Genomic DNA, 12,743 nt, shown 5'->3' on the forward strand with positions numbered 1-12,743 from the left:
CGCTGTCACCGCCGCACCGTGCCGCACCACCACCTGCCGCCCTGCCCCAACCCCGCCCGCCCCGCGCCGAGTTGCGCCCCGTTCCGGCCCGTGCGGCAGGAGCCCGCCCCGGTCGTCGCCCGGCGCGTCATGGATCTTGTTCACGGGGAAAGCACCTGCTTTGATCACCCCGTGATACGCCGTGTGGCCCGCGCTCTGGGCACCTATGTCTCCCGCAGCCCGGTCACGGCCGGCTATGCCGGACTGCTGTTGTCGACCCATCTGTGGTGCACCGCGGTGCTGTCCACCGCCGAGGCCCAGCGGGTGATGCTCGGCATCAGCACCCATCTGGACAATCTCCAGGACCGTCCGCTCCGCGCGCTGGCGGGCAGCATGCTGTTCTTCGACGGCACGCTGACCGAGGTCACCTCGGAGGCCTTCGCCGGCACGCTGATCACGCTCGGGCTCGGCGTCATCGTCTGCCTGGCGTGGCTGGAGCGCCGGTACGGAGCGGGACGGGCCTACGGCGTCTTCGTCCTGGGACACCTCGGGGCCACGCTGCTCACCGTGCCGGTGATCCAGGTGGCCCTCGCCCACGGCTGGTACCCGGACAGCGTCCGGCACGCCGCCGACTTCGGCATCAGCTACGGGGCCGAGACGGTGCTCGCGGCGGGGGCACTCCTGCTGCGCCGGGCGCGGTGGCTCGCGGCGGCCGGTGTCGTCGCCTGGCCGGTGCTCGGCGGCGACTGGAGCGGGGTGCTGCCCGACTTCACCACCGTGGGCCATCTGCTGGCGGCCGCCATCGGCTTCGGCTGCGGCGCCTTCCTGCTGCGCGCCGCCCGCCGGGCCGTCCCGGCTCCGGTGCCGCAGCCCGACGCGGCCCTCGCCGAGTAGCCCGACGCGGTGCGGCGGCGCGGAGGCCCGGCGGGTGCGCCGGGCGCCGTCACGCGCCGCCGGGCGGCCTGTTCCGTGACCCTGCCGCGGCGCCCGACGGTGACACCTCCCGGGGCGCGGTCCGCTCCGCGGGCGCCGGCAGCCGCCCCGTGGCGCCGGCCGCCCGGGTGCGGCGGTGCAGCAGCCGTACGGCCACCGCGAAGAGCGGCAGCCCGAGGACGAGGCCGGCCCCGGCGCCGAAGAGCGCGGTCGGCAGGTAGTCGAGTGCACTCGCCGCGGGACCGTACACGGCGCGCGCCCGCAGGACCCGGTGCACGGCGCCGGCCACCACGCACAGCGCGAGCGGGGCGGTCAGCAGCAGCCGCAGCCGTACGGACAGCTCCGGCACCGCGGCCGGCGGAGCGGCGGCCGCCGCCGTAGCGCCCCGCCCCCGGAGGACCGGCCACACGAACGCGGCCATCCCGGCCAGCGCGAGCGCCGAGGTCCCGTACTGGACATACGTGTAGACCGGCAGTCCGCCCACCACCCGGTCCAGCCCGGGCACCAGCCGGGTGCCCCAGCGGCCCGGGTGGGTGAAGGCGTCCCAGACCACGTGGGTCGCCGCCCCGAGTACCGCCGAGACCAGGAACCCGCCCACCAGGACGGCGAGTTCGCGAGGCCCACGGGGCTGCCAGGGCCGGCCGCGCAGGAAGGCGTGGACCGGGCCCCGCCAGGTCCGGGGCACCAGCGCGGTCAACGGCTCGCGCACCAGCAGCCAGCCGGCCACGAGCACCACGGTGACCAGCACATCCACGGTCAGCACCCCGGTCAGCGAGTGGGTCACCTCACCGAAGGCCATCCCGCCCGGAACCAAAGTGTCCGCGTAGTACGTCATATCGGGTGCGAACGACCCCGCCACGAGCGCCGAGGCGACCAGCGGGCCCCGGGCCGCGCCGGTTCGCCGGACGGCGGGGAGCACCGCGGCGGCGTGGCTGAGCGTGAACGGCATATGCCTCTCCTCGATCGGTTGCGATCATTATTGGGTGATGTGGGTGGTAGATGCCGGGCCCGAGTTGTCGTAGTCTCGCCTGAGTTGGAGCGCTGGGGGAGCGCGATACCGCGTCAGGAGCGCGGTACGGCAATGCGGAGGGGAACCACGTATGGCAGCCACATTCCGACGGCGGCTCCACAGGGGAGCGGCCTCGACGGCCGTGGCGGCCCTGGTGCTTGCCGCGCTGACCGCCTCTCAGGCGCCGGGCGCCACCGGCGAAGCGGCCGCCGAACGGCAGCCGGCCCCGCCTCCCGCGGACGTCCCGATCGACGGCGGTGCCGGGTACTTCACCGACCTGCCGCCCCTCAACAGCCCGGTGCCGCCCCGGGGTTCGCACCACAAGGGCCAGGGCCCGGCCACCGGCAAGGGCCACGCCGAGGCCGGTCTCCCCGCCACCGTCCTGGCCGCCTACAAGAAGGCCGCGTCCACCATCGACGCCTCCGACCCGGGCTGCCGGCTGCCCTGGCAGCTGCTCGCCGGGATCGGCAAGGTCGAGTCCGGCCAGGCGCGCGGCGGAGCGGTCGACGCCGAAGGCACCACCCTCCAGCCGATACTCGGCCCCCAGCTCAACGGCCGCGGCTTCGCGCGGATCACCGACACCGACGCGGGCCGCTACGACGGCGACCTCACCCACGACCGTGCCGTGGGCCCGATGCAGTTCATCCCGTCCACCTGGTCCGACGGCGGCCCCGACGGCACCGGCTGGGGCGCCGACGGCAACGGCGACGGCAAGAAGGACCCGCACAACGTCTTCGACGCGGCGCTCGCCGCGGGCGGCTACCTCTGCGCCGGCGGCCGCGACCTGACGGCCCAGCAGGACCTGGACCGGGCGATCCTCGGCTACAACCACTCCGAGGAGTACCTCCGCACGGTGCTGTCCTGGTACGCGTTCTACCGTAACGGCACCCATGAGGTGCCGGACGGTACGGGCGTCCTGCCGGTCCACCGCGACTCCGGCCGGCACGGCGACGACCACGGCGGCCGGTCCGAAGGGCAGCGGGGGCACGGCCACGGCACCGGCGACAAGCCGGGCCAGAGCCCGCGCCCCGGCAAGTCCGAGAAGCCCGGCAAGCCCGGCAAGGGACACAAGCCCGGCAAGGGGCAGCAGCACGACCCCGGCACGCCGGGACGCCCGGACGGCACCGGCCCCACACCGGGCGGCACCGAGCCACCCGCCCCGAAGCCCACCCCCACCCCCGAGCCGCCCACCGGACCCGCGCGCCCCGCCGCCCTCGTACGGGTCGGCGAGACGGACCTGAGCGCCACCGCGGGCGCAGAGTTCGCCCACGCGCCGCAGGTCCGCGCCCAGGACTCCCAGGGCAAGCCGGTCGCCGGCGCCCCCGTCCGCTTCACCCTCCCGAAGGCCACCGACGCCCGCTTCCCCGGTGACGCCACCGCCGTCACCGTCAAGACCGACAAGAGCGGCCTGGCCACCGCACCCACCCTCCGTGCGGGCGACCGGACCGGTGCCTTCCGCGTCCTGGCCACCACCGTGCGGGGCACCGCGCCCGCCGTCGAGATCGGCGCCACCGTCAAGCCCCGGCCCGCCCCGAAGGCCGACAAGCTCGCCCGCACCTCGGACAAGGAGCTGACCGCGACCGCCGGGAAGGCCTTCGCGGAGGACGCCGTCGAGATCAAGGCGACCTACCAGGGCGAGGCCGCGGCGGGCGTCGCGGTCACCGCCACCATGGTCACCGCCGACCCGGACCACCCCGTGGAGAACGACAAGGGCCCCTACTTCAAGGACCCCGCCGCCCCCCGCGCCACCAAGGACAAGCCGGTCCGCACCCTCACCGGACTCACCACGGACGCCGACGGCCTGCTGAAACTCCCGAAGATCTACACCGACGCACACCCGGGAACCTTCCTGCTGCGGCTGACCACCGCCGACGGCGCCGTCCTCACCGTCAAGCTGAAGGTCGCCGCCCCGGCCCGCTCCTGACCCACCCAACCGGCCCGTCCACCCGGCCGGTACCGCACCCCGGGCCGCCCTCCGCGCCCGGCCGGTCTCCGCCGTCCTGCCCGCCGTCCCGGGCAGGACGGCGGTGCCATGTGTTCTCATCTCCGCCGCCCGTTGCTACGGTGCCCCCGCCCTGACGCCGTATCAGATCCCGGGAGGCCGGCCATGCGCGCCCTGACAGCAGCCGCGGTCGGACTGGCCGCGGCGCTCGCCCTCGTCCTCACCCTCACGGCGACCGGTGCGCCCAGCGGCACCACCTCCCCCAAACCGCTGCTGACCACCGTCCCCAAGCACCCCTGAGGGAGGGACGCGACCGCCATGCGCCGTACCGAGCCAACCCCCCAGGGCCCGTCCGCCAACGGCCGGCGCCGGCCGCCCCGCGGTATGCGCCGCCGGGCGAGCCTGACCCTGCTCGCCTGCGCCGTCTTCTTCACCGCCCTGTCCCCGCTGATGCGCTGGTACGCCTTCCCCCGGCTCGCCAAGATCCCGCCGAACCAGTACCAGGACATGGTCCTGGAAGCCGTCCCCGCCACCCTGCTCAACTACGGGACGATGAAGGCCGAACGCGTCCCCAGGGTCACCATCGTGCAGACCCTCAAGGGCGATGTCGCGGCCTCCGACCGGATCGAGAAGTCCGCCGGCCGGGACATCGTCGTCTGGAACGCGCTGTCCTACGTCGCCGGCCCCGACGGCAAGATGGTCTCCGCGATCCCCGAGCGCTACCTCTTCGACGCGCACACCCAGGAACCCGTGCACGCCACCGGCGAGATGGTCGACGGCGACCCGGTACGCCGCGAGGGCATCGAGTTCAAATGGCCGTTCCTCACCGAACGGCGCGACTACACCTACTTCGACGCCCAGACCCGTACCTCGGCCCCCATCCACTACAAGGGGACCCGTACCTTCCGCGGCCTGGAGGTCTACTACTTCGAGCAGACCATCCCCTGGACCAGGGTCGCCCTCCCCAAGAAGATGCCGGTCAAGGGCATCACCCCGGAGTCCGTACGGAAGATGGGCACCACCCGCTGGTACACCACCAAGCGGATGTTCTGGGTCGAACCCGTCACCGGCGCCCCGGTCAACGGCCAGGAGATCCACCAGGAGGAGCTGCGCGGCGGCGACCTGCTGCCCGGCGGCGGCAAGGTCACCGCCTTCGCCGGCCATGTGAAGATGCGCGGCGACTACGTGGACTCCACCGTCGACCTGGTGACCGCACAGCGCACCCTCGTCCTGCTGCTCACCCGCTACCTCCCCTGGGGCTTCCTGCTCCTCGGCGCCGCCCTGCTCGCCCTCAGCCTGTACCTCGAAGCCCGCGCCCGCCGCCCCGCCACCGCACCGGACGGGCCGCCCGCCACCGCGGCGCCGGCCGGCGAACCCGCGGCCGACGGCCGGTGACCCGCTCAGCCCCGCCGCAGCCGCGCCGACGTGTGCCGGGTCGGCTCCGCCGCCGAAGGGTCCTCCGGCCAGGGATGCTTCGGATAGCGGCCGCGCAACTCCGCACGCACCGACCGGTAGCCGTCCCGCCAGAACGAGGCGAGATCGGCCGTGACGGCGGCCGGCCGCCCCGCGGGCGACAGCAGATGCACCAGCACCGGCACCCGCCCGCCGGCCACCCGCGGCGACTCCTGCAGGCCGAACAGCTCCTGCAGCTTCACCGCCAGCACCGGCTGCGCACCCCCGTAGTCCACCCGCACCCGTGAACCGCTCGGCACCTCGATCCGCTCCGGCGCCAGCTCGTCGAACCGGGCCGCCTCGCCGGTCGCCCACGGCAGCAGCCGGGACAGCGCCTGCCCCGCGTCGACCCGCTCCAGATCGGCCCGCCGCCGCGCCCGCCCGAGCTCCACCCCCAGCCACTCCTCGACGCACCCCAGCAGCGCCGCATCCGACACATCCGGCCACGGCGCGCCCAACTCCCGGTGCAGGAACGCCATCCGCTGCCGCAACGCCACCCCGGCCTCCGGCCACCGCAGCAGCCCGAGCCCCTCCCGCCGCAGACCCGACACCACCGCGTCCCGCAGCAGACCCGGATCGGGCGCGGACAGCGGCCGCGCCGCCAGCTCGATCGCCCCCAGCCGGGTCACCCGCCGGGCCACCACGTCCCCGTCCGCCCAGCGCACCTCCTCACCCGACGCGTACAACGCCGGCGCCGCCGCCCGGGCCGTCCCCTCGTCGATCACCGCCGCCAGCAGCACCCGCGCCGACGCGGACGCCACCGGCCGGTCCGCCACCGCCACCGCCAGCCACTCCGCGTCCCGCAGCCCCGAACCGGCCCCCGCGCCCGGAGCGCCCGCCCGGTCCCCCCGGCCGGCCCGCGCCCCGGCCAGTTCGGCGCCGGTCCCGGACGCCATGAGGTAACTCCCGGCCCCACGCGCCCGGGCCACCCGCTCCGGAAACGCCAGCGCGGCCACCAGACCCGCCACGGCGTCCTCGGTGAGCGCCGCACCGCTCCCACGTCCCTCGCCCGCGCCCGACCCGGCCGCCGACGCCAGCCGCCGCGCCTCCTGCCGCCACCGCGCCCCGTACGCGTCACCGCCCCGCCGCGCGGTACGCCACGCGGCCGCCAGATCGTCCCCATAGGCCCGCGGCGGCTCCTCGCTCAACAGGGCGACCACCTCCGCCGCGCGCCGCACCCCGGCCTCCCGCGCCCCGTCCAGCAGGGCACGCGCCAGCCGCGGATGCAGTCCGAGCCGCGCCATACGGACGCCCCGCTCCGTCGCCCGGCCGTCCCCGTCCACCGCGCCGATCGCCGTCAGCACCTCCCGGGCCGCGGCCATGGCCCCGGCCGGCGGCGCGTCGAGCAGCGCCAGACCACCGGCCGCCGGATCGCCCCAGCAGGCCGCCTGCAGCGCGAACGCCGTCAGATCGGCGACCCTGATCTCCGGATCGGGGAAGGCCGGCAGCCGCCCGTCCTCACCCTCCGGCCAGCAGCGGTACACCGCCCCCGGTGCCTGACGCCCCGCCCGTCCGGCGCGCTGCCGGCCCGCCGCCCGGGACGCCCGCACCGTGGTGAGCGCACTGAGCCCCCGCGCATGATCCGTCCGCGGCACCCGCGCCAGCCCGCTGTCCACCACCACCCGCACACCCGGCACGGTCAGGCTGGACTCCGCCACCGACGTCGCCAGCACCACCCGCCGTACGCCGTCCCCGCCCGCCAGCACGGCGTCCTGCACCTCGGCCGGCGCCCGCCCGTGCACCTGCAGCACCTCGGCGTCCACCCCGGCCAGCTCCCCGGCGACCCGCCCGATCTCCCCGACCCCCGGCAGGAAACACAGCACATCCCCTGACCGCTCCCGCAGCGCCCGCCGCACCACTCCCGCCACATGCGTCAGCAGCGCCGGATCGACACGCGTCCCGTGCGCCGGCCGCACCGCCCGCTCCGGCGGCGCCCACACCACCTCCACGGGATGCGACACGCCCGCCGCCTCGACCACCGGCGCGGCCCCCTGCGCCCCGCCCAGCAGCCGCGCCCACCCCTCCGCGTCCGTGGTGGCGGACGCCGCCACCAGCCGCAGATCGGGGCGCAGGGTCTCCCGTACGTCCAGGAGGAACGCCGCGGCGGTGTCGGCGTCGAGATGCCGCTCATGGCACTCGTCGAGCACCACCACATCGACTCCGGCCAGCTCCGGATCGCGCTGCAGCCGCTGCAGCAGCACCCCGGTGGTCACCACCTCCACGGCGGTCCGCGGCCCGGCCCGCCGCTCTCCCCGCACCGTGAACCCCACCGGGCCCCAGCCCTGCGCGGGAGCGGCCCCCGTACCGACCTCCTCGCCCAGCAGCCAGGCCATCCGGCGCGCGGCCGCACGGGCCGCCATCCGGCGCGGTTCGGCGACCAGCACCCGCCGCTGCGGCCCCGCGCCCGTCAGGCCCGCCAGATCCAGCGGCACCAGCGTCGTCTTGCCGGTACCCGGCGGGGCGCACAGCACCGCGCTCCCGGGCCCGTCGAGAGCGGCGCGCAGCGCGGGCAGAGCGGTACGGACGGGCAGCTGGTCAAGGGCGTCACGACGGATCACGCCCCCAGTCTGCCGCCCCGCGACACGCCGCCGGGGCGGCAGCCCCTTAAGCCTCCGCCGTGCACACGAAGATCGCCGTCCCCGGAATCAGATGCCCGCGCAGCGGGGACCAGCCACCCCACTCCTGGGTGTTCCAGTCGGGCCACTCCGGTTCGACGAGATCCTCCAGCCGGAACCCGGCGGCCACCACGTCCCGCACCCGGTCGCCCAGCGTCCGGTGGTGCTCGACATATACGGCCCGCCCGGACTCGTCCTGCTCCACATAGGGGGTGCGGTCGAAATAGGAGGCCCCCACGGACAGCCCCTCGGGCCCCGGCTCGTCGGGGAAGGCCCACCGGACGGGGTGGGACACGGAGAAGACGAACCGGCCGCCCGGCCGCAGCACCCGGCGCACCTCACGCAGCACCCGTACCGGCTCGGCGACGAACGGCAGCGCCCCGTAGGCGGAGCACGCGAGATCGAAGCTGCCGTCGCGGAACGGCAGCGCCCCGGCGTCCGCCTCCACGAGCGCGGGGGAGTCGTCCGCCGTCCCGCCGGAGATTCGCAGCGCGTGCTGGAGCTGCCGGTGCGAGAGGTCCAGCGCCACGGGGAGCGCGCCCTGCGCCGCCAGCCAGCGGGAACACTGCGCCGCGCCGGCCCCGATCTCCAGGACGCGCCGCCCCTTCAGATCGGCGGCCGGCCCCAGCAGCGCGGCCTCCGCCTCGTCCAGCCCCTCGGGACCCCACACGAACCGGTCGTCCCCGAGGAACGCGCCGTGATCGCTCTGGTACTCGTCGGCGTTGCGGTCCCACCACCCACGGCTGGCCCGGCTGCTTTCGGTGTCCGAGGCGTGACGGCGGGTCGCCTCGGGCTCGTGGTCTTGGTTCATCGCGCCCGTCGTCGTAGTGTGTGCTCTGCTTGTCGCTGCAGGGACTGTGAGGCCGTTCGACCTCGCGGAACATCGCGTGTGCCGTTTATGGGGCTTTCCGCCCCGGGTGTGCGCGTTCGCGCATTGACCGGGTCCGGCTGCCCCCGTATGCTACAAGTTGCGCTGCGGGCTTGCGCGCCTCAGACGGAGCAGGCCGCGCTCGCATCTGTATGTATGTCCCCTCGGTTTGAGGCGTTTCGGATCGTTCCGGATGCATTGCATCTGCGAGCTACTCCAGGATTCGCCCTTCACACTGTCCGGCTTATGCAGAGGCGATACGGGCTCTCGGCGTAGCAGTACCTACGACTTCAATGTCCGTACCGGAGCCCTTTCCCACATGACGAGCAGCACCGAGACCACCGCCACCACCCCGCAGGTTGCGGTCAACGACATCGGTAACGAGGAAGCTTTCCTCGCCGCGATCGACGAGACGATCAAGTACTTCAACGACGGCGACATCGTCGACGGCGTCATCGTGAAGGTCGACCGGGACGAGGTCCTGCTCGACATCGGTTACAAGACCGAAGGCGTCATCCCGAGCCGCGAGCTCTCGATCAAGCACGACGTCGACCCCAACGAGGTCGTCGCCGTCGGTGACGAGATCGAGGCCCTCGTCCTCCAGAAGGAGGACAAGGAAGGCCGCCTGATCCTCTCGAAGAAGCGTGCCCAGTACGAGCGCGCCTGGGGCACCATCGAGAAGATCAAGGAAGAGGACGGGATCGTCACCGGTACCGTCATCGAGGTCGTCAAGGGTGGTCTCATCCTCGACATCGGCCTCCGTGGCTTCCTGCCGGCCTCCCTGGTCGAGATGCGCCGCGTCCGCGACCTGCAGCCCTACGTGGGCAAGGAGCTCGAGGCCAAGATCATCGAGCTGGACAAGAACCGCAACAACGTGGTCCTGTCCCGCCGTGCCTGGCTGGAGCAGACCCAGAGCGAGGTCCGCCAGACCTTCCTCACCACCCTCCAGAAGGGTCAGGTGCGCTCCGGCGTCGTCTCCTCCATCGTCAACTTCGGTGCCTTCGTGGACCTGGGCGGCGTCGACGGTCTCGTCCACGTCTCCGAGCTGTCCTGGAAGCACATCGACCACCCCTCCGAGGTCGTCGAGGTCGGCCAGGAGGTCACGGTCGAGGTCCTGGACGTCGACATGGACCGCGAGCGCGTGTCCCTGTCGCTCAAGGCGACCCAGGAAGACCCGTGGCAGCAGTTCGCCCGGACCCACCAGATCGGTCAGGTCGTCCCGGGTAAGGTCACCAAGCTCGTTCCCTTCGGTGCGTTCGTGCGCGTCGACGAGGGCATCGAGGGCCTGGTCCACATCTCCGAGCTGGCCGAGCGCCACGTGGAGATCCCGGAGCAGGTCGTCCAGGTCAACGACGAGATCTTCGTCAAGGTCATCGACATCGACCTCGAGCGCCGTCGCATCAGCCTCTCGCTGAAGCAGGCCAACGAGTCCTTCGGTGCCGACCCGTCGGCGGTCGAGTTCGACCCGACCCTGTACGGCATGGCCGCGTCCTACGACGACCAGGGCAACTACATCTACCCCGAGGGCTTCGACCCCGAGACCAACGACTGGCTCGAGGGCTACGAGACCCAGCGCGAGGCCTGGGAGAACCAGTACGCCGAGGCGCAGCAGCGCTTCGAGCAGCACCAGGCTCAGGTCATCAAGTCCCGCGAGGCCGACGAGCAGGCTGCGGCCGAGGGTGCTGCGGCACCGGCGGCGCAGGGTGGCGGCCAGACCGGCGGCGGCAACGCCGGCGGCGGCGGCTCCTACTCCTCGGAGTCGGCGGACAACTCCGGCGCCCTGGCGTCGGACGAGGCCCTCGCCGCGCTCCGCGAGAAGCTGGCCGGCGGCCAGAGCTGAGCTTGCGCCCACGGCAGCGTGCGCGCTGCTAGGCACTAGCCCATAGGCGAAGGCCCGTTCCCCTCCGGGGGAGCGGGCCTTCGTCGTGCCCGGAGACGGGTCCCGGGGCGGCCAGGAGAGCGGAAGGGGAACTTCCCGTCCGTGCGGGGGAGTTGACGCAGCGGTGCCTCCGGAGGCGGGGGAGGAGCGGTGGGGAGCCGGCTCCGGCGCGGGGAGGGCGGTGCGCGCGGTGGGGCGGGGTGTCTCCGTGGCGCCGGGTCATCCGCGGTGCCGGGAATGACTGTGCCGGGCCGTGTGTTGCCGCTCATGAGAACGAGAAGGAGCGGTCACTGTGTTGGATGCCCAGGGTTTGTACGAATGGGAGCCGAGCGGGCTCGCGGAGGTCGAGGCGCTTGCCTCCAGGGACTCCGCCGGACTGGTGCTGCTGTACCACTTCAACGGGTACATCGACGCCGGTGAGACGGGCGACCAGATCGTGGAGCGGCTGCTCGACGGCCTGCCGAACGAGGTCGTCGCCCGCTTCGACCACGACCGCCTCGTCGACTACCGCTCCCGCCGCCCCCTGCTCACCTTCGAGCGCAGCCGCTGGACCGCGTACGAGACCCCGCGCATCGAACTGAGGCTCGTACGGGACACCACCGACGCGCCGTTCCTGCTGCTGTCGGGACCCGAACCGGACGTCGAGTGGGAGCGTTTCGCGGGCGCCGTGCAGGAGATGGTGGAGCGGCTGGGCGTGCGCCTCTCGGTGAACTTCCACGGCATCCCCATGGGCGTCCCGCACACCCGCCCCGTGGGCCTCACCCCGCACGGCAACCGCACCGATCTGATGCCGGGCCACGGCGGCTTCTTCGACGAGGCGCAGGTGCCCGGCAGCGCTGAGGCGTTGATCGAGTTCCGGCTGGCGGAGGCCGGACACGATGTCCTGGGGGTGGCGGCGCATGTCCCGCACTACATCGCCCGGTCCGCGTACCCGGATGCCGCACTGACCGCTCTGGAGGCGGTGACGGCCGCGACCGGCCTGGTGCTGCCGGGCGCCGCGCATGCGCTGCGTACGGAGGCACTGCGGACGCAGGAGGAGATCGAGCGCCAGATCTCCGAGGGCGACGAGGAACTGGTCGCGCTGGTCAGTGGGCTGGAGCACCAGTACGACGCGGTGGCCGGGGCGGAGAGCCGGGGGAACCTGGTGGCCGAGCCCGCGGAACTGCCGTCGGCCGACGAGATCGGCAGGGAATTCGAGCGCTTTCTCGCGGAGCGGGAGGGGGATGGTGGGGCTGGTGGGGGCTGAGGTGGCGGGGGCTGCTTCGGGGGCGGGCTGAAGTGGTGGGGCCTGCACCGGCTGGGGCTGAAGTGGTGGGGGACTGCACCGGCCGGGGTCTGAATCGGTGGGGCCTTGAACTGGCGGGGGTTGAACCTGCCGCGGTCTCCTGCCGTTCGGGCGCAGCGTATAGCGTGGGCCCATGGTGAAGGTGGGGCTGACCGGCGGAATCGGCGCGGGCAAGAGTGAGGTTTCGCGCTTGCTGGCGTCGTACGGCGCCGTGATCGTGGACGCGGACAAGATCGCACGCGAGGTCGTCGAGCCGGGAACGCCCGGACTCGCGGCAGTGGTCGACGAGTTCGGGGACGAGATCCTCGCGTCGGACGGCACGCTGGACCGGCCGAAGCTGGGCGGGATCGTGTTCTCCGATCCCGAGAAGCTCAAGGCGCTGAACGCGATCGTGCATCCGCTGGTCGGGGCACGTTCGGCCGAACTCGAGGCCTCGGCGGGTCCGGACGCGGTGGTGGTGCACGACGTGCCGCTGCTGACGGAGAACGGGCTGGCACCGCTGTACGACCTGGTGGTGGTCGTCGACGCCGCCCCTCCGACCCAGCTGGACCGGCTGGTGCGCCTGCGCGGGATGGCGGAGGACGAGGCGAAGTCACGGATGGCTGCCCAGGCCACCCGCGAACAGCGGCTGGCGGTCGCGGATCTCGTCATCGACAACGACGGGCCGCTGGAGGCGCTGGAACCCCAGGTCCGCGCCGTGTGGGAGCGCCTGCGAGCCGCCTGAGGGCGGACGATACCCTCGCCGCCATGACTGCTGCTTCCGGCCTTGACGCCAACGCCC

The 12,743-nt window shown here is 73.6% G+C and carries 10 protein-coding genes; 7 read left to right on the forward strand and 3 right to left on the reverse strand.

Features of this window, described 5'->3' with window-relative positions:
• Window positions 1-171 precede the first annotated feature (171 nt).
• Entirely contained in the window at window positions 172-873 is a 702-nt protein-coding gene (locus ACWC9R_RS13040; protein WP_450731147.1) for a rhomboid-like protein, read from the forward strand.
• 49 nt (window positions 874-922) lie between these two features.
• Here ACWC9R_RS13040 and ACWC9R_RS13045 read toward each other — a convergent pair whose 3' ends face one another.
• Entirely contained in the window at window positions 923-1,861 is a 939-nt protein-coding gene (locus ACWC9R_RS13045; protein ID WP_450731149.1) for a DUF4184 family protein, read from the reverse strand.
• A gap of 151 nt (window positions 1,862-2,012) precedes the next feature.
• Here ACWC9R_RS13045 and ACWC9R_RS13050 point away from each other — a divergent pair, with 151 nt between their 5' ends.
• The 3 genes from ACWC9R_RS13050 to ACWC9R_RS13060 all read left to right on the forward strand — a co-directional run bounded on the left by ACWC9R_RS13050 (window position 2,013) and on the right by ACWC9R_RS13060 (window position 5,258).
• Complete coding sequence (locus ACWC9R_RS13050; RefSeq protein WP_450731151.1) at window positions 2,013-3,845, forward strand: lytic transglycosylase domain-containing protein; 1,833 nt, start codon at window positions 2,013-2,015, stop codon at window positions 3,843-3,845.
• 183 nt (window positions 3,846-4,028) lie between these two features.
• Complete coding sequence (locus ACWC9R_RS13055; RefSeq protein ID WP_362608132.1) at window positions 4,029-4,163, forward strand: SPW_0924 family protein; 135 nt, start codon at window positions 4,029-4,031, stop codon at window positions 4,161-4,163.
• Between the two features lie 84 nt (window positions 4,164-4,247).
• A complete protein-coding gene (locus ACWC9R_RS13060) occupies window positions 4,248-5,258 on the forward strand; it encodes a DUF3068 domain-containing protein (protein ID WP_450731284.1) in 1,011 nt (336 codons plus the stop codon).
• Window positions 5,259-5,263: 5 nt separating this feature from the next.
• Here ACWC9R_RS13060 and hrpB read toward each other — a convergent pair whose 3' ends face one another.
• Window positions 5,264-7,873: an ATP-dependent helicase HrpB gene (gene hrpB / locus ACWC9R_RS13065; RefSeq protein WP_450731153.1), complete on the reverse strand. Its 2,610-nt coding sequence runs from the start codon at window positions 7,871-7,873 to the stop codon at window positions 5,264-5,266.
• A 46-nt stretch (window positions 7,874-7,919) separates the two neighbouring features.
• The gene (locus ACWC9R_RS13070) at window positions 7,920-8,741 is read right to left on the reverse strand and encodes a class I SAM-dependent methyltransferase (RefSeq protein ID WP_450731155.1); all 822 of its coding nucleotides are present in this window, start codon (window positions 8,739-8,741) and stop codon (window positions 7,920-7,922) included.
• A gap of 376 nt (window positions 8,742-9,117) precedes the next feature.
• Here ACWC9R_RS13070 and rpsA point away from each other — a divergent pair, with 376 nt between their 5' ends.
• The 3 genes from rpsA (at window position 9,118) to coaE (ending at window position 12,686) form a co-directional block, all read left to right on the forward strand.
• Window positions 9,118-10,638, forward strand: a complete 1,521-nt coding sequence (rpsA, locus tag ACWC9R_RS13075; protein WP_129296945.1) for a 30S ribosomal protein S1 — start codon at window positions 9,118-9,120, stop codon at window positions 10,636-10,638.
• Window positions 10,639-10,969: 331 nt separating this feature from the next.
• Window positions 10,970-11,923: a PAC2 family protein gene (locus ACWC9R_RS13080; RefSeq protein ID WP_450731157.1), complete on the forward strand. Its 954-nt coding sequence runs from the start codon at window positions 10,970-10,972 to the stop codon at window positions 11,921-11,923.
• A gap of 172 nt (window positions 11,924-12,095) precedes the next feature.
• Window positions 12,096-12,686 (forward strand): dephospho-CoA kinase, encoded by a 591-nt coding sequence (gene coaE, locus ACWC9R_RS13085; protein WP_450731159.1) that lies wholly within the window; start codon window positions 12,096-12,098, stop codon window positions 12,684-12,686.
• Window positions 12,687-12,743 lie beyond the last annotated feature (57 nt).

Source organism: Streptomyces sp. NPDC001219 (assembly GCF_053597915.1).

Excerpts from the sequence above, each read along its gene's own strand:
- ACWC9R_RS13060 (WP_450731284.1), top strand. The coding sequence starts at position 4,248 with ATGCGCCGCCGGGCGAGCCTGACCCTGCTCGCCTGCGCCGTCTTCTTC.
- ACWC9R_RS13070 (WP_450731155.1), bottom strand. The coding sequence starts at position 8,741 with ATGAACCAAGACCACGAGCCCGAGGCGACCCGCCGTCACGCCTCGGAC.
- rpsA (WP_129296945.1), top strand. The coding sequence starts at position 9,118 with ATGACGAGCAGCACCGAGACCACCGCCACCACCCCGCAGGTTGCGGTC.
- ACWC9R_RS13050 (WP_450731151.1), top strand. The coding sequence starts at position 2,013 with ATGGCAGCCACATTCCGACGGCGGCTCCACAGGGGAGCGGCCTCGACG.
- ACWC9R_RS13055 (WP_362608132.1), top strand. The coding sequence starts at position 4,029 with ATGCGCGCCCTGACAGCAGCCGCGGTCGGACTGGCCGCGGCGCTCGCC.
- coaE (WP_450731159.1), top strand. The coding sequence starts at position 12,096 with ATGGTGAAGGTGGGGCTGACCGGCGGAATCGGCGCGGGCAAGAGTGAG.
- ACWC9R_RS13045 (WP_450731149.1), bottom strand. The coding sequence starts at position 1,861 with ATGCCGTTCACGCTCAGCCACGCCGCCGCGGTGCTCCCCGCCGTCCGG.